The sequence below is a fragment of the Bradyrhizobium sp. 164 genome, from assembly GCF_023073715.1.
GTDB lineage: Bacteria > Pseudomonadota > Alphaproteobacteria > Rhizobiales > Xanthobacteraceae > Bradyrhizobium.
Genome location: NZ_JADPKA010000110.1, coordinates 37,295 through 54,176, shown reverse-complemented (window position 1 = coordinate 54,176; position 16,882 = coordinate 37,295). Strand labels below are relative to the sequence as shown.

15 protein-coding genes are annotated in these 16,882 nt (G+C 64.7%); 5 read left to right on the top strand and 10 right to left on the bottom strand.

Going from position 1 to position 16,882, the window contains the following annotated elements:
* Positions 1-155 precede the first annotated feature (155 nt).
* Both IVB01_RS33115 and IVB01_RS33110 read right to left on the bottom strand, forming a co-directional pair.
* Positions 156-1,184, bottom strand: coding sequence for a TIGR01620 family protein (locus tag IVB01_RS33115; RefSeq protein ID WP_247277413.1), 1,029 nt, complete (start codon positions 1,182-1,184; stop codon positions 156-158).
* Complete coding sequence (locus tag IVB01_RS33110) at positions 1,181-2,650, bottom strand: YcjX family protein (RefSeq protein ID WP_247277412.1); 1,470 nt, start codon at positions 2,648-2,650, stop codon at positions 1,181-1,183. Before IVB01_RS33110 ends, IVB01_RS33115 begins: the two co-directional genes overlap by 4 nt.
* Before the next feature lie 178 nt (positions 2,651-2,828).
* Between IVB01_RS33110 and IVB01_RS33105 the strand changes: the two genes are divergently transcribed.
* Positions 2,829-3,524, top strand: coding sequence for a hemolysin III family protein (locus IVB01_RS33105; RefSeq protein WP_247277411.1), 696 nt, complete (start codon positions 2,829-2,831; stop codon positions 3,522-3,524).
* A gap of 53 nt (positions 3,525-3,577) precedes the next feature.
* Complete coding sequence (locus IVB01_RS33100; RefSeq protein ID WP_247277410.1) at positions 3,578-4,372, top strand: SDR family oxidoreductase; 795 nt, start codon at positions 3,578-3,580, stop codon at positions 4,370-4,372.
* A gap of 80 nt (positions 4,373-4,452) precedes the next feature.
* On the opposite strand, the gene mdlC is transcribed toward IVB01_RS33100, so the two are convergent.
* From mdlC to IVB01_RS33080, 4 genes are all read right to left on the bottom strand, one after another.
* Positions 4,453-6,075, bottom strand: coding sequence for a benzoylformate decarboxylase (gene mdlC, locus IVB01_RS33095; RefSeq protein ID WP_247277409.1), 1,623 nt, complete (start codon positions 6,073-6,075; stop codon positions 4,453-4,455).
* Between the two features lie 175 nt (positions 6,076-6,250).
* Positions 6,251-7,096, bottom strand: coding sequence for a MaoC family dehydratase N-terminal domain-containing protein (locus IVB01_RS33090; protein ID WP_247277408.1), 846 nt, complete (start codon positions 7,094-7,096; stop codon positions 6,251-6,253).
* 14 nt (positions 7,097-7,110) lie between these two features.
* On the bottom strand, positions 7,111-8,214 hold the full coding sequence (locus IVB01_RS33085) for a CaiB/BaiF CoA-transferase family protein (protein WP_247277407.1): 1,104 nt from the start codon (positions 8,212-8,214) through the stop codon (positions 7,111-7,113).
* Positions 8,215-8,224: 10 nt separating this feature from the next.
* A complete protein-coding gene (locus IVB01_RS33080) occupies positions 8,225-9,394 on the bottom strand; it encodes an acyl-CoA dehydrogenase family protein (protein ID WP_247277406.1) in 1,170 nt (389 codons plus the stop codon).
* A gap of 125 nt (positions 9,395-9,519) precedes the next feature.
* Between IVB01_RS33080 and IVB01_RS33075 the strand changes: the two genes are divergently transcribed.
* Positions 9,520-10,440, top strand: a complete 921-nt coding sequence (locus tag IVB01_RS33075) for a LysR substrate-binding domain-containing protein (RefSeq protein WP_247277405.1) — start codon at positions 9,520-9,522, stop codon at positions 10,438-10,440.
* 290 nt (positions 10,441-10,730) lie between these two features.
* Here the strand turns inward: IVB01_RS33075 and IVB01_RS33070 are convergent, their stop codons facing one another.
* Positions 10,731-12,005, bottom strand: a complete 1,275-nt coding sequence (locus IVB01_RS33070) for a cytochrome P450 (RefSeq protein ID WP_247277404.1) — start codon at positions 12,003-12,005, stop codon at positions 10,731-10,733.
* A 65-nt stretch (positions 12,006-12,070) separates the two neighbouring features.
* Complete coding sequence (locus IVB01_RS33065) at positions 12,071-13,336, bottom strand: cytochrome P450 (RefSeq protein ID WP_247277403.1); 1,266 nt, start codon at positions 13,334-13,336, stop codon at positions 12,071-12,073.
* Positions 13,337-13,642: 306 nt separating this feature from the next.
* On the opposite strand from IVB01_RS33065, the gene IVB01_RS33060 reads away from it, so the two are divergent.
* Together IVB01_RS33060 and IVB01_RS33055 are read left to right on the top strand one after the other, a co-directional pair.
* Entirely contained in the window at positions 13,643-14,788 is a 1,146-nt protein-coding gene (locus IVB01_RS33060; protein WP_247277745.1) for a YjgN family protein, read from the top strand.
* Between the two features lie 3 nt (positions 14,789-14,791).
* Positions 14,792-15,904: a M48 family metallopeptidase gene (locus IVB01_RS33055; protein ID WP_247277402.1), complete on the top strand. Its 1,113-nt coding sequence runs from the start codon at positions 14,792-14,794 to the stop codon at positions 15,902-15,904.
* A gap of 11 nt (positions 15,905-15,915) precedes the next feature.
* Here the strand turns inward: IVB01_RS33055 and IVB01_RS33050 are convergent, their stop codons facing one another.
* Positions 15,916-16,128 carry a hypothetical protein gene (locus tag IVB01_RS33050; RefSeq protein ID WP_247277401.1) on the bottom strand — a complete coding sequence of 71 codons (213 nt, stop codon included), beginning with the start codon at positions 16,126-16,128 and terminating at the stop codon, positions 15,916-15,918.
* Between the two features lie 67 nt (positions 16,129-16,195).
* On the bottom strand, positions 16,196-16,825 hold the full coding sequence (gene upp, locus IVB01_RS33045) for a uracil phosphoribosyltransferase (RefSeq protein ID WP_018317218.1): 630 nt from the start codon (positions 16,823-16,825) through the stop codon (positions 16,196-16,198).
* Between the last annotated feature and the right edge of the window lie 57 nt (positions 16,826-16,882).

Below are 16,882 nucleotides of genomic sequence, written 5' to 3'. Positions count from 1 at the left end.
CCCCCTGTGGGAGAAGGTGGCGCGAAGCGCCGGATGAGGGGTTTGCTTCGGCGAACGCTACTGCGAGAGAGAGGGCGCGGAGAGATACCCCTCACCCGTCTCGCCGCTACGCAGCGAGCCACCCTCTCCCACAAGGGGAGAGGGGAAGAAACGCGCTACTCCTCGTCGTCTTTCCGCTGCAACAGATCCGTCGCCAAATCTGACAGCTTCGGCGGCGGCAGCGCCGCGAACGGCAGCGGCCTTGTCACGTCGATCGCAGCCAGCCCCAGCCGCGCCGTCAACAACCCATTGAGCACGCCTTCGCCGAGCCGCTGCGACAGCTTCGCCGCGATGCCGTGGCCCAGCATCTGCTGAACCAGGCTGTCGCTCGCGGCCATGCCGCCCGTGATGGCGAGGTGGGCGATGACTTGGCGGAGCAGGCGGACCATGCCGAGCGCGCCGGGGCGGCCGCCGTAGAGATAGGCGAGCTGGCGGATCAGGCGCAGCGCGGCGACGAACACGAACAGCACGTCGATCGCCGCGCGCGGCGAGACTGCCGTGACGATCGAGACCTTTTGCGCGGCTGACGACACCAGCCGCCGCGCCTCCGCGTCCAGCGGCGACATCAACTCGCGCTCGGCGAGGCGGATCATATCGGCGCCGTCGATGATCTCGCCAGCATGGCTCTCAAGCGTCGCGCGGGCGCGTGCGAGCTGCGGGTTCTGGTGCGCGATCTTCAGGAGGTCGTGCACGATGACGCGGCTTTCCTTGCGATCATCATTGGCAAGGACGGCGGCGGCGCGCTGATGCAGTTTCTCGATCGTCGCGAGCCGCGCCAGCCCGAACGCCTCGCGCCCGATCACGACCGCGAGCGCAAGTGCGGTGACGAACGCGAAGGCAAGGCCAACCATGCCGAGGCTGTCGCTGCGCGCAAACAGATCCTCGATCAGACGGACGACACCGAGCCCGGTACCGAGCAGCGTCAGCCCGGCGAGGCCGGACCAGAACAGCGTGCCCCAGGGAAAGCCGCGCCGCGCCGGAAGCGTGGTTTGAACTGGTACCGGCAGCGCCAGCGGATCGGGCTCCGGCGTAATCTGGATCGTGCCGCGACCGATCCGCCCTGTCTCGTCGGCCTCGGTGACGACGACGCCGGGATCATCCAGCCGGAACGTCGCCGGCCGCCGTTGCTGGGATCGCTCGTTCATGAGAGCTTGTCTCCGATCAGGAACTGCAAGGCACGGTCGAGGCGAATATGTGGCAGCGCCGGCTCTTCTGTGCCTTCGTGCTCGAGCTTTGGCGGCCGGAAGCGCAGGAAGCGGAAATCACTCTTCTCGGCAGCTTGCGTCGCGAGTCCGCGGAACGCATCCGTACCATTGAACAGCGGCTCGGGATCCAGCGGTAGATCGCCTGGAAAGGTCGCAACCTCGATGTTGCCGTCGAAGAACTCGCCGCCAGCGCTTTCGCCTGCGGCCGGTGTTCCCAAAATCGACGGCAATTTGTCGCGGCCATGCGCCACCTGCGCCTCGCGCGTGGCGCGGACGGCGGCGAGCGCGACGACGTCGATCTCCGCGCCGGTATTTTCGGCGCGCATAACCGCGCGGGTGACCGCACGGCGCAGCACGGCCTCGAGCCGGTCGTGGCTGGAATGATGCAGATGGTCCGCCTTGGTTGCCGCGAACAGGATGCGGTCGATGCGCGGCCGAAACAGGCTGGAGAGGAAGGTGCTGCGGCCGATGTTGAAACAATCGAGAATGCCGGCGAGCGCGGCTTCGAGATCGTGCAGCGCTTCGGGTCCGGAGTTGAATGCCGTGAGCGCATCGGCCAGCACGATCTGGCGGTCGAGCCGGGCGAAATGATCGCGAAAGAACGGCCGCACCACCATGTCCTTGTAGGCCTCATAGCGGCGTACCATCATGGCCCACAGCGATCCTTCCGGCGCCTGCCCGCCAGCGGGCAGGTCGAGCGGCGCGAAGGTCAGCGCCGGCGTATCTGCGAGATTGCCGGGCATCAGGAAGCGGCCGGGCGGCAAGAGGCTCATCGCAAACCGTTCGTCGCGGCAGGCGCGTAAGTAATTGGTGAAGAGCTTGGCGGCCGTGAGCGTCGCCTGCTCGTCCTCACGTGCCTCGGGCTTGAGCGTTGCAAGATGCGCGTGCCAGTCTGCGGCAAGATGCGCGCGCGGCGCCTCGCGCGACAGGGCCAGACTTTCGGCCGACCATTGTTCGTAGCTCTTCTGCAGCAGCGGCAAGTCGAGCAGCCATTCGCCGGGATAGTCAACGATGTCGAGCGTGAGCGTGCGGTCCGCGCCGTTCCGGCGCTGATAATCGATGACGAGGCGGAGCTCGCTGATGTCGACGGTCGAGTTCGGCCAGCGCCGCTCCTCGATCAGCGCGCGCAGATGGGCCTCATAGGCAAAGCGCGGCACGGCATCGTCCGGCTGCGGCGCCAGATGCGCCCTCGCGATCCGGCCCGAGGCATAGGCGTCGAACACCGGAAACCGGCCGCCGCGGGTAAGGCCGTGGATCAAGGCGGTGATGAACACCGTCTTGCCGGCCCGCGAGAGGCCGGTGACCCCGAGCCGCACCGTCGGATTGAAGAAATGCTCGCCATAGTCGATCAGCGCCCTCGCCGACAGCCGCGCCTCCTCGACCATATCCTGGAAACTGAATGCCATATGAACGCTGAGTGATCTCGGGCGGGAGGAATGTGCGACCGTTCACAAAAGTGGCAATTGCGTGAGGAAAATCAAGTTTCATACTTCCACCGCCTTTGTCGGCAAATCAGCCGTTTGAACGACGCGCCGGTCGCGAAACACCCATGCAAGAGGGCATTGCCTCACGTTGCGGATTGCCATGACCGTCTTCCAACTGAAACACTTCGCATCCTCCTCCGTCCATGCTGCGGCCGACGCGATCGGCTGGGATTATGACCGCGCCGAGCTGATCGCCGACGGTGTCATTCACGCCATCGGCGTGCTCGCCGGGCTCATCGCCGCGACCGTGCTGGTGGTGCTGGCGGCGGTCTATGCCGACGCCACCGACATCGTTGGCGTCTCGATCTATGTCGCCGGCCTGCTTTCGATGCTGGTGCTGTCGGCGACATATAATCTATGGCCGGTGTCGCCGGCCAAATGGGTGCTGCGGCGGTTCGACCATGCGGCGATCTATCTCCTGATCGCGGCGACCTACACCCCCTTCATCCTGGAGCTGAAGGACAGCGTGTTCGCGCTGCTACTGCTCACCGGCGTCTGGTGCGTCGCGATCCTCGGCATCGTGCTGAAGCTGTTCTATCCCGGCCGGTTCGACCGCATCTCAGTCGGCATCTATCTCGCGATGGGCTGGAGCGGCGTCATGCTCTACGACGCCGTGGTCAGGGCGCTGCCTGCGCTGGCGCTGGGCTTCATCCTTGCGGGCGGCCTGCTTTACAGCTTCGGCGTGATCTTCCACGCCTGGCGGCGGCTCCGCTTCCAGAATGCAATCTGGCACGGCTTTGTCTTGGCCGGCGCGGCGTGTCATTATACCGCGGTGCTCGACCTCGTGTTGAGCTGAGCAAGCCGCGAAGCGGTAGAAGAGACGCGGGCCAAGACAAGAGGAGACGTCGCATGCAGGTGACCGGCAAGGTCGTGGTCGTCACGGGCGGCGCCAACGGCATCGGCAAGGCGTTGTGCGAGGCTTTTCACAGGGCGGGTGCAGCCAAAGTCGTCGTCGCGGACATGGATGCCACCAACGCAAGGGCGGTCGCAGCCATGGTGGATGGTGACGCCTTCAAATGCGACGTCGCGCAGGAAAAGGACATCGCCCACGTTATCGAGCAGACCGAGCGGCAGTTCGGCCCGATCGAGCTGTTCTGCTCCAACGCCGGCATCGGCGGCGGCTTCGATCCGATGTCGGAAAATGCCGGCGGCGACTCCGATGAGCCGTGGCAGCGGAGCTGGGCGATCCACGTCATGGCCCACGTCTATGCCGCGCGGCATCTCGTTCCGCGCATGAGGGCGCGTGGCGGCGGCTATTTCCTCAACACGATCTCGGCCGCAGGCCTGTTGTCGCAGGTCGGCAGCCCAGCTTATTCGACGACGAAGCACGCCGCGGTCGGCTTTGCCGAGAATCTCGCGATCTCGCACAAGGCGCACAACATCAAGGTCTCGATCCTCTGTCCGCAGGGCGTCGACACCAACATGCTGCGCTCGATCCCGAAAGGCCCGCAATCCGGCGACGGCGACCTGACGCCGGAGCAGGTGGCAAAGGACGTGCTCGCCGGCCTCGAACAGGAGACGTTCCTGATCCTGCCGCACCCCCAGGTGCTCGGCTACATGCGCAAGAAGACCGAGAATTACGACCGCTGGATCGGCGGCATGGCCAAGATCCAGGCGAAGATGCGGGAGGAGTTCGGGAAGTAAGGGACGCTGTTCCCGCAGTTGACGCTGTCATCGCCCGCCTTCGCGGACGATGACAGTTGAATGTGTGACGGAATTCGCCCCTAGTGCTTCTGCCCGTAAAGCACCGGCACCGTCGAATCCACGACGACCTCGATCAGGCTCGTGCCCGCAAACGTCATTCCGCGCTTCAGCGCCTCGCCCAGCTCCGCAGCCTTCGTCACCCGTACCGCTTCGCACCCCATGCCTTCGGCGAGCCGCACGAAATCGATCCCTGGCAGCTCCAGCCCCGGCACGTTCCTCACCTGCACTACCTGGCTGAACGAGCGCATCGCGCCATAGCCGGAATTGTTGATGACGACGACGGTGAGCGGCAGCTTGCGCTGCGCAGCGGTCCAAAGCGCCTGGATCGAATACATCGCCGAGCCGTCGCCGATCAGGCAGACCGTGCGCTGCTTCGGCTTGCCGAGCGCCATGCCGACTGCGGCGGGCAAGGAGTAGCCGAGGCCGCCGCTGGACATCGTGTAAAAGCTGTCCTGGCCGCGCATCGGCATGAACTTTTGCATCGCTGGCCGGTGCGAGGGGACTTCCTCGACCAGCGAGGTGCCATCCGGCATTGCCTGCGACAGCGAGTGCAGCAGGAACTCCACGGGCAGCGGATCGGCGGCCTGCGGCGCCGGCGGCAGCGTGCGGCCCTTTGGCGCGGCGCGTTTGCTCTCCGGCAGAAGGTCGAGCAGCAGGCTCAGTGCAGGCTTCATCGTCGCGATGATGCTGGTGCCGACCGGCGTCACGGCCGCTGCATCCGGATCATCGGTGATCTGGAAGATCGTCGCACTGCCGTCGAAGATCGCGGCATGGCCTTCGACATGAAAGGTGAACACCGGCGCGCCGATCACGACGATGAGGTCGTGATCGCGTAGTGCATCGGACAGCTGCGCGGGCGAAGCATGCAGGAAGCCCGCGAATTGCGGATGGCGCTCGGGGAACGAGCAGCGCGCCGAGAACGGGCTGACCCAGACGCTGGCCTTGGCCTTCTCGGCCACGCGCACCATCAGATCGACTGCGCCGGCGCGATCGACGCCGGGGCCGATGACGAGTGCAGGGTGCTTGCACGACGTCAGCGCTTTCACCAGCGCCTGCATCGCATCTGGTTCGGGCCCGATCTCCCGGCTGACCTTGCGCGCCTCGATGGGAGATGCCGCATGCGCCCAATCGTCGATCGGGATCGACACGAAGGTCGGCCCGCACGGGGCCTGCATTGCGGTGTAATAGGCGCGCGCAATGGCGGCCGGCACGTCCTCGGCCCGTGCCGGCTCGACGCTGTATTTGACGTAAGGCCGCGGAAACTCCGACGCGCGCTCGGCGTAGAGAAACGCCTGCAAGGGAAGGATCGAGCGCGCCTGCTGGCCAGCGGTGATCACGAGCGGGGTCTGGTTGCGATGCGCGGTGTAGATGTTGCCGAGCGCGTTGCCGACGCCGGCCGCCGAATGCAAATTGATGAAGCCGGCATTGCGCGTGGCCTGGGCGTAGCCGTCGGCCATGCCGACCGCGCTGGCTTCCTGCAGCGCCAGCACATAGTCGATGTCGTCAGGCCAGTCGCTGAGGAACGGCAGCTCGGTCGAGCCGGGATTGCCGAACACCCTGTCGATGCCGAAAGAGCGCAGCAGGTCGAGCGTGGCCTGCTTCACGGTGACGGACTTGCTGCCGGTCTTGCCGTTCTTTGCCATGGTTTCCGTCCCTTCTCGACCTCATCCTGAGGAGCGCGTCTTCGCGCGTCTCGAAGGATGAAGGCCCGGCTGGTGGCCTCGCCCTTCGAGACGCGCGCGAAGGGCGCGCTCCTCAGGGTGAGGGTCTAAATTCCCGCTTCGTCGCTTCGCTCCTCGCAATGACGAGGAGAGAGCCTCACCACACCGCCGTGCCCTTCATCGTCGGCTGCCCTTCCGCATTCGCGGTCCACAGCTCCATGCTCGCCTCGGTCTCATTCGCATTGATCGAGAACTCCGTGCCCTCGAACAGCGGCTGCACGCCACGATAGGTAAATTTCTTCGGCGCCTTGCCGCCATGCAAGCGGGCCGCCATTTCGATGATCAGCGCCGCCTGCAACGGGCCGTGGAAGATCAGGCCCGGATAGCCCTCGACCTTGGTGACATAGTCGCGGTCGTAGTGGATGCGGTGGCCGTTGAAGGTTAGTGCGGAGTAGCGGAACAGCAGCACGGGATCGGAGACATGAGTCTCGCGATGCTGCGCCTTCGGTAGCGGGGGCGGAGCCTTTGCGGGCGCGCTGCTCGTCATCTCGCGATAGACGATGTCCTGCCGCTCGCGAATGGCGAGCCCGCGTGGCGAGGAAATGCTGTGCTCGACCGAGACGAAGCACAGCGTGCCGGTCGAGCCCGATTTCACCTGCACGTCGGCGATGCGTGAGGTGCGCGTCGATTCATCGCCAACGCGCAGCGGCTCAAGGAACTCGATCTCACCGCCGGCCCACATCCGGCGCGGCAGCGGCACCGGCGGCAGGAAGCCGCCGCGGGTCGGGTGGCCGTCGGGCCCTAACATCGACATTGGAAACACCGGTTGTGCCAGGCACCAATGCACCGTGAACGGTGCGGCATCGCCGTTCCTGGGCTCGCCGACCTCCTGGAACAGCGTCGCGCGCAATCCTTTCACGAGCTGCGCGGTGACGATGTCGGTGGCCTCTTGGTTGCGGCCGATCCATTGCCGCAAATGATCGATGTCGAGCTTCTCGGTCATGACGCCTCGCTCTATTATTTTTTGGATTGGGGACGTTCGCCGATCGCCGGCACCGGCCCATAGCTGCGCGTCTCGCCAACGATGATCGGCGCCGGCGCGGGATAGCTGACCCGGCCGTTGGGCGTATCGACCTCGATGCGGCGCAGATGCGGATGGTTGGTGAGGTCGGCCATGGTGTTGACCTCGGCAAAGGCGATGTCGGCATCGGACAGCCGCTTCAGCAGCTCGTCGCGCGTCATATGACTGAAGGCGTCCGCGACGGTCTTGTCGGTGAAGTCGCGGTTGCGCACGCGTTCGACCATGTTGGCGACGCGCGGATCGCTTGGCAGGTCCGGCTGGTCCAGCACCTTTGCGCAAAGCGTCTTCCACTCGCGCTCGCTCTGGATCGAGATCAAGATGTCCTTGCCATCCTCCGAGGTGAACACGCCATAGGGCGCGATCGAGGGATGGCGCAGGCCCATGCGCTTTGGAGGATTGCCGGCCTCCGAGTTGAGCAGCGGCACGGTGCACCAATCCGCCATCACGTCGAACATGGAGATGCGGATGTCGGCACCTTTGCCGGTACGCCCGCGCCCGATCAGCGCCTCCAGGATCGCCGCATGCGCGGTCGCGCCGGTCGCGACGTCGACGATCGACATGCCGACGCGCGAGGCGCCGTCGGGATTTCCGGTGATCGAGGCCAGGCCGCTTTCCGCCTGAATCAGCAAGTCATAGGCCTTGCGATGCGCGTAGGGGCCCGCGTCGCCGTAGCCGGTGATCGTGCACGAGATCAGCTTGGGATAGTCCTTCAGCAGCCGCTCGCGCGAAAAGCCGAGCTTGTCCATCGAGCCCGGCTTGAGATTCTGGATCAGCACGTCGGCGCTTGCGATCAGCTTTTCCAGCTCGGCGCAGCCTTCTTTCGTTGCGAGATCGACGACCACCGATTGCTTGCCGCGGTTGAGCCACACGAAGTAGCTGCTCTGGCCCTTGGCTGCCGCGTCATAGCCGCGTGCAAAATCGCCCTCGGGCCGCTCGATCTTGATCACCTCCGCGCCGGCATCTGCCAGGCGCGAGGAGCAGAACGGTGCTGCCACCGCCTGCTCGACCGCAATCACCCTGATCCCGTCAAGTGCTCCCATGATGGCTGCCTCAATACGAGCGGGGCATGCCGAGCACGTGCTCGGCGACGTACGACAGCACGAGGTTAGTCGAGATCGGCGCCACCTGGTAGAGTCGCGTCTCGCGGAACTTGCGCTCGACGTCGTACTCCTCGGCGAAGCCGAAACCGCCATGAGTCTGGATGCAGGCATTGGCCGCTTCCCACGACGCGTCCGCCGCGAGCATCTTGGCCATGTTGGCCTCCGCGCCGCAATCGAGCCCGGCCTCGTATTTACGCGTGGCCTCCTTCACCATCAGCTCGGCCGCGCGCATCGAGGCGTAGGCCTTGGCGATCGGAAACTGGATGCCTTGATTCTGGCCGATCGGCCGGCCGAACACCGCGCGCTCCTTGGCATAGTTCGTGGCCTTCGCGATGAACCATTTGGCGTCACCGACGCATTCGGCCGCGATCAAAATGCGCTCGGCATTCATGCCGGAGAGGATGTAGCGAAAGCCCTTGCCTTCCTCGCCGATCAGATTTTCCGCCGGCACCTTCATGTCCGTGAAGAACACTTCGGTGGTCGCGTGGTTCATCATGGTGCGGATCGGGCGGATCTCCAGACCATTGTCCTTGGCCTCGCGCATGTCGACGATGAATACCGAGAGACCATCGGTGCGCTTCTTGACCTGCTCCTTCGGCGTGGTGCGCGCCAGCAGCACCATCAGGTCGGAATGCTCGGCGCGGCTGGTCCAGATCTTCTGGCCGTTGACGATGTAGCTGTCGTTGCCATCCTTGCGCGCGAAGGTCTTGAGCGAGGAGGTGTCGGTGCCGCTGGTCGGCTCAGTGACGCCGAAAGCTTGCAGGCGCAATTCGCCGCTCGCGATCTTCGGCAGATACTTCGCCTTCTGCTCGGCATTACCGTGCCGCAGCACCGTGCCCATCGTGTACATCTGGGCGTGGCAGCCGCCGCCGTTGCAGCCCGCACGTTGAATCTCTTCCAGGATCGCCGCTGCGGCCGAGAGTTTCAGCCCCGCGCCGCCATATTCCTCAGGGATCAGCACCGAGAGATAGCCGGCCTCAGTCAGCGCATCGACGAAAGCCTTCGGGTAAGCCATCTCGCGATCGAGCTTGCGCCAATACTCGCCGGGAAACTGCGCGCAGAGCTTGGCGACCGCTTCGCGGATGTCGGCGTAATCTTCGGAGTGGTGTTCTTGACTCATGGCGTTTCCAATCAATAGCGGCAGTTAAGATAACGCCGGCCAATCCCCCGGCGTTGTGAAAACAACGCCAGCCCCCTATGCTCATTTGCTATAGCGTATGGAGTAGCCTTCCAGGATTGGCAAGCATGGATTTCCGTCAGCTTAGGACCTTCAGTTGCGTGGCGGAGCTCGGCAGCCTGTCCAAGGCGTCCGACACGTTGCGCGTGGCGCAGCCGGCGCTCAGCCGCCAGATCAAGCTCTTGGAACACGAGCTGCGCACCGAGCTGTTCACGCGCAACGGCCGCGGCATGGTGCTGACCGAATCCGGGCGCCTGCTGTTGGCGCGAACCTCCGGCATCGTCCGGCAGATCGACCAGATCCGCGACGACATCCAGTCGGCCAAGGGCCCGCCATCCGGCCAGGTCGTGCTTGGCCTGGTTCCGACCGTGAGCTGCGTGCTGTCGGCGCGCTTTGCGCGGCGCTGCGTCGAGAAATTTCCCGGTATCTCGCTGCGTATCGTCGAGAGCTACAGCGGCCATCTCGTCGAATGGCTGCATCGCGGCGAGATGGACTTGGCCATCCTCTACGGCCGCTCGGCCGACCTGCATCTCAACGTCGAGAGTCTCGGCCGCGACAACATCGTCGCTGTCGGCCCGCGCGGCTGTGGTCTCGCGCGCAGGAAGAGCGTCGACATCGGCTGGCTGCTGCGGCAACGCCTGGTGCTGCCCAGTCATTCGCACGGCCTCCGCGCGCTGATCGAGCACGCGGCGGCCCAGCGCAAGATCAAGCTCGACGTCCAGTTGGAAGCGGATTCGTTTCGGGTGCTGACGAGCCTGGTCGAGGAGGGCCTCGGTTTCGCGCTGCTGCCGCCATCATCCGTCCACGGCGAGGTCGCGGACGGCCGGCTGGAGACCGCGCCCGTGTCCAAGCCGATGACGCGCGAGCTCATTTTCGCTTCTCCGATCGATCGTCCGGCCTCGACGGCCTCGCTCGCCATCACCGGGCTTTTGCGTGAGGAGGTCGCGGCCTGCCGCAAGGAGGGCCTGTGGGACATCAGGCTGAGTTAAGTGCGCTCGTGCTTAGAACAGCCCGGTGCCAACTTGCCTTCGCATCTGGCGCGAGCTGTCATGCCGGAATTTTATAGCCGGGGTGTCGCTGCGCTTGCGGAGTGTCAGGGGCGATGCGCTCTTCGCCTCACCCTCGGTGTCATGGCCCGCGAAGGCGGGCAATCCAGTATTCCAGAGGCCGCACGGCTGGAACCGAAAGGCTGCGGCGTACTGGATGCTCCGCTTTCGCGGAGCATGACAGCGGAGGTTGATGAGGTCGCTTGCCCCAAAGAGCCTTCTAGGAGCGGAGCCTATCCCGGAATCCGCACCGGCAGCGACTCATACCCCTTGATGAAGCTCGAATAGATCCGCTTGGGCTCGCCGACCACCTCGATGCGGTCGAAGCGCTTCAGCATCTCTTCCCAGATGATGCGGAGCTGGAGCTCGGCCAGACGCATGCCGACGCAGCGGTGGATGCCGAACCCGAAGGAGAGGTGGGTGCGCGGCCGCGCGCGGTCGATGATGAAATCGTTCGGCCGCTCGAACATCTCCTCGTCGCGGTTGCCCGAGACGTACCACATCACGACGCGGTCGCCTTTCTTGATGTGCTTGCCGCCGATCTCGGTGTCTTGGAGCGCGGTGCGCCGCATATGCGCCAGCGGCGTCTGCCAGCGGATCACCTCCGGCACCATGGAATCGATCAACGCCGGGTTGGCGCGCAGCTTGTCGTACTGCTCCGGGTTCTCGTTCAGCGCCAGCACCGAGCCGGTCATGGTGTTGCGCGTCGTGTCGTTGCCGCCGACGATGAGCAGGATGATGTTGCCCATGAGGTTGTCGGGGTCCATGTGGCGTGTGGCGTCGTTATGGGCCATCAGCGACAACAGGTCGTTGCGCGGCTCGGAATTGACGCGCTCGTTCCACAGCTTCGACATGTAGGCATAGCACTCGTCCATCTCGCGGCGGCGCTCTTCGGCCGAGGCGACGATGCCGCTCTTGGGCAACGCGGTCGAGACGTCGGACCAGCGCGTCAGCTTTCGCCGCTCCTCCCAGGGGAAGTCGAACAGGGTCGCCAGCATCTGCGTCGTCAGCTCGATCGAGACGCGCTCGACGAAGTTGAAAGTCTCATTGCGCGGCAGATTGTCCAGCACGGTCTGCGAGCGCTGGCGGATCAGTTTGGCCAGTTCGTCCAGATGCTGAGGGGTGAACATCGGCGACACCGTCTTGCGCTGCGCCGAGTGCCGGGGCTGGTCCATGGCGATGAAGCTCGGCCAGTCATAGCCTTCGGGCACGTCGCGGATCGAGATGCCGCCGAGCTTGGAGTCGGAGGAGAAGATGCCGTGATTGGTGTCGACATGCATGATGTCGTTGTACTTCACCACCGACCAGTAGGGCTCGATCGGCGCGTTGGTGCAGTAATGCACCGGCTCTTCGTTGCGCAGCCGCTCGAACCAAGGCCACAAGGTATCGTCCTGGAACAGCCTGGGCGCGCCGGGGTGGAATTGCGACAACGGCGTCGCATAGGCCTCCTCGCGGGCCCTGCGCATGCGTTCGGCCTTGTTCACTCTAACCGGCGCTTGGATGTTCATGGTCGTGGCTCCAGTTGATCTTTCCTTCGCCTCTTTCCGCACGCGGGAGAGGGGAGTTCTTCGACTCACACGGCGATCTTCACCGGCAGCGTCTCGATACCCTTTACGAAACTCGAATAGACCCGCCTGGGTTCGCCGACCACATCGATATGGTCGAAGCGCTTGAGGATCTCTTCCCAGATGATCTTGAGCTGGAGTTCGGCCAGCCGCAAGCCCACGCAGCGGTGGATGCCGAAGCCGAAGGAGAGATGCGTGCGCGGGCGGGCGCGATCGATGATGAAATCGTAGGGCCTCTCGATCACCTCCTCGTCTCGGTTACCCGAGACATACCACATCACGACCTTGTCACCCTTCTTGATCTGCTTGCCGCGGAACTCGAAGTCGGAGAGCGCCGTGCGCCGCATATGCGCGAGCGGCGTCTGCCAGCGGATCACCTCCGGCACGAAGCTGTCGAGCAGATCAGGATTCTCGCGCAGCTTGCGATATTGGTCCGGATGCTGGCTCAGCGCGTAGATCGAGCCCGACATGGTGTTGCGGGTGGTGTCGTTGCCTCCGACGATCAAAAGAATGAGATTGCCGAGGAAGTTCTTCGCATCCATGTCGCGCGTCGCGGCGCCATGCGCCATCATCGACAAGAGGTCGCTCTTCGGCGGCTGCTCGATGCGCTCCTTCCAGAGGCGGGAGAAATAGCCCGCGCATTCCGTCAGCTCGGCCTGTCGTTCGTCTTCGGTGGCGACGAGGCCGTCCGGACCGGGAATGGTGGTGGCGATGTCGGACCAGCGCGTCAGCTTGCGGCGGTCCTCCCAGGGGAAGTCGAACAGCACCGCCAACATCTGCGTGGTGAGCTCGATCGAGACGCGGTCGACCCAGTCGAACACCTCGCCACGCGGCAGGTTGTCCAGGCACTCGGCCGAGCGCTTGCGGATGTTGAGCGCGAGATTGTCCAGATGCGTCGGCGTGAACATCGGCGCCACGGTCTTGCGCTGCGCCGCATGCCGCGGCGGGTCCATCGAGATGAAGCTCTCGCGGCGCAGGTCTGGATCGATGTCGCGGATCGTGATGCCGCCGAGTGCGGAGGCGGAGGAGAACACCGAATGATTGGTCTCGATCTCCATGATGTCATTGTAGCGCGTCACCGACCAGTACGGGCCGAACATCGAGTCCTTGCAATAGTGCACGGGATCCTCCCGGCGCAGGCGGTCGAAATAGGGCCAGAACGTATCGGTCCTGAACAGTTCAGGATCGCCGGGATCGAACTGCTCCAGCGGCAGCGATGTGGCGCGCTCGCGCAACGCGTCGAGCTTGGCTGCGCTCTCGATAGTCCCATGCATGACCGCTCTCCCTGTCGTGAACCGCGCGTCGTTGAATTCTGCGCTGCGGTATTTGATTTGCAATTACAGCCGGTTGTCTGCGCCGGGGCAAGGAGAGTTTTGCCACATCCAACCTTCCCGAGAGCGTCGGACGGACGTCACGCTGGCACGCGAACGTGACCTCCCGCACGCCGCTCAGTGGGGGATCGTGCAAGAAACCAACTGGAATCGAGGTAAATCGAACCCGGTTATCTTGGGATCGACTAACCTCTGATCTATAGTTTGGCCGTCACAGATCCGCACCCCGAGGTTGCCGCCGTGAACGACATGCAATGGGCCCCCACCGGCTCCGAACCCATACCGCCGCCGCTGCCGCCGATGCGGGTCGATTTCACCGGCAGCCGCCCCGAATTCCGCAAGCTGGTCACCAGGGGTGCCATGCTCGAGCTCGTCACCTTCGGCTTCTACCGGTTCTGGCTCGTCACCGACATCCGCCGTCATCTGTGGACCAACACCGCGATCGACGGCGATGCAGCCGAATACACCGGACGTGGTAAGGAGCTTTTGGTCGGCTTCCTGTTCGCACTTGCGATCCTGGTGCCGATCTATCTCGCGTATTTCCTTGTCGGCATCGAGTTCGAACGCTGGCAGGGCTTTGCCTCGGCGCCGCTCTTCATCGCCTTCTATGCCTTCGGCCAGTTCGCGATTTTTCGCGCGCGCCGCTATCGCCTGACGCGCACGGCCTGGCGCGGCGTGCGGTTCTGGATGGACGGCTCGGGCTGGGCCTATTCGTTCCGTGCCATGCTGTGGGGCTTGCTCGTGTTTCTGACGCTCGGCCTGGCGCTGCCCTGGCGTGAGGCTGCGCTCGAACGCTACAAGATGCAGCACACCCATTACGGCGATCTCACCGGCGATTTCGAAGGCGACGGCTGGACGTTCTTCAAGCGCGGCTGGTGGCTGTGGCTGCTCAGCCCGATCGTCCTGGTGATCTTCCCGCTCGCACCGTTCTTCTATGCCGAGTTCAAGGCGCGCGAATGGCGCTGGTGGCTCGACGGCATCCGTATCGGCGGCGTCAGCCTGTCCTCGCGGCTGCCTCATGACGCCTTCTACGGCCTGTACTGGAAGGTGATCGGCTGGTGGCTGCTGCTCTCGATGGCTTTTGCCGCCTATCTTGGCGGCGCCACCATGCTCGTCGTCACCCTGAGCGGCGTTCCGGTGGAGGAGGTGTTCGGCCCGGACAATGCTGCCAAGAGCATCCCGATGCTGGTGATGATGGTGATCGGCTATTTCGCGCTCGCCCTTGCCGTCAACATCATCATGCGCGTCTATCTCCAGCGCGATCTCTGGGCCAAGGTGCTGGAGAACGTCGAGGTGCACAACATCGCGGCCGCCGCGGATGTGCGCGGCAGCGGCGAGCTCGCTGGCGCGCTCGGCGAAGGTTTTGCCGATGGACTGGATGTTGCGGGATTCTGAGCTGTGAGTGAGTTGTTGACCGAGGTCCCCGCGCAGTCCGCAAAGCCGGCGATCTTCTTCGACGGTGTCTCGAGCCGCAGGCGTCAGGTGACGCTGACGCTCGGTGACGCCCTAGAGATCGCCGAGGACGGCGAAGCGCCCGTTCGCTGGGCCTATGCCGATATCCGCCGCGCCGACAGCCCGGCCGGGGTTTTGCGTCTGGCTTCGACATCCGCGCCGCCACTCGCGCGGCTCGAGGTCCGTGATGCCGCGCTCGCAGCCGATCTAACCGCGCGATGCTTGCGCCTCGACGAGCGCCAGACCACGCGCCGTGGTGTCGCGAGGATCGTCGGCTGGTCGGTGGCCGCCGCCGTCTCCATCGTCTGCGTCGTGCTGTTCGGCGTACCGCTCGCCGCCGATCGGCTCGCGCCGCTCGTGCCGAAACCGATCGAGCGCCGCATTGGCGATGCGTCCGAGGTCCAGGTGAAGACCATTTTCGGCCGCAGCGCCTGCGAAGATCCCGCAGGCAAGGCCGCGTTCACAAAGCTCGTCAACCGTCTGCGCGATGCCGCCGGCCTCGACGACGATTCCATGACGGCCGGCGTGCTGCCGAGTTCGGTGCCGAACGCGTTCGCGCTCCCGGGCGGCAAAGTGTTCGTGCTGAAGGGCCTGCTCGACAAGGCTGAAAGCCCCGACGAGCTCGCCGGCATCCTCGCGCACGAGCTCGGCCATCTCAAGCATCACGACAACATGCGCGGCCTGATCTACAACGGTGGCACCTCGTTCCTGATCGGCCTGTTGTTCGGCGACGTCACCGGCTCCTCGGCCGTGATCTTCGCCTCGCGCAGCGTGGTCGAAGCCTCCTATTCGCGCGAGGCCGAGACCGGCGCCGACACCTTCGCCATCGACGTCATGCACGCACTCGGCCGCTCGCCCAAACCCGCGGCCGAGCTGATGTTCCGCATCACCGGCAAGGAAGGCGGCTCCGGTCTCATGACGATCCTCGCCAGCCATCCGCTGACCGAAGACCGTCTTGCGCGCATGACCAAGGAAGATCGCCCTGCCAGCGGCCCGCCGCTGCTGACGGACAAGGAGTGGCGGGCGCTGAAGGCGATTTGCGGCAGCGGAAAGGTGTGAGCCGCCGGGGGTTACTTCGCCGGCGCCGCCGGCGGGTTCGAGCCAGTGGTGACGTTCGGCGCGTTGTTCGGGCTGGATGTCGTGGTCTGCTGACCGACCTCGCGCCCATTGTAGAAGAAGATGGCTGCGACCACGGCGATCACGAAGATGGCGCCGATCGCCCAGCCGACCGGGCTGTTGCGGCGCGCACGGTCAGTCCTGCGGTCATCATTCTGATAGGTCATCGTGCTCTCCATGCTAGAGCAGGAGAACATCGCGCGACGGAAGCTGTTCCTAATGTGCGCGTAGCACTTACCGCGTTCCGTAAGCGCGGTCGCCGGCGTCGCCAAGGCCGGGCAGGATGAAGCCATTCTCGTCGAGGCCTTCGTCCACCGCGGCCGTCCAGATCGGAACGTCCGGGTGCAGTCCGCGCAGGCGCTCGAGGCCTTCCGGCGCGGCGATCAGGCAGGCGAGGCGGATGTCCCTGGCGCCGCGTTCCTTCAGCCGGTCGATGGCCGCGACGGCCGTGTTGGCGGTGGCGACCACGGGCGTCACCACGATCGCGAGCCGTTCGCCGAGATCGGACGGCGATTTGAAGAAATACTCGACCGCGGCAAAGCTGTGCGGCTCGCGGTAGAGCCCGATATGGGCGACGCGCGCGGTCGGCACCAGATCCATCATGCCGTCGACGAAGGTGGTGCCGGCGCGCAGCATCGGCACGAACACCAGCTTCTTGCCGGCGATCTTGGCCGAGTGCATCGTTGCCAGCGGCGTCTCGATGACCGTGTCGGCGAGCGGTAGGTCGCGCGTCACCTCGTAGCACAGCAGCATGCCGATTTCCTTGATCAGCTCGCGAAACGACTTGGTCGAGATGGACTTGTCCCGGACTAGCGTCAGCTTGTGCTGCACCAGCGGATGATCGACGATCGTGACGCCTTCCATGATGGGATGCTCTTCTTCTTCCCTTCTCCCCTTGTGGGAGAAGGTGGCGCGAAGCGC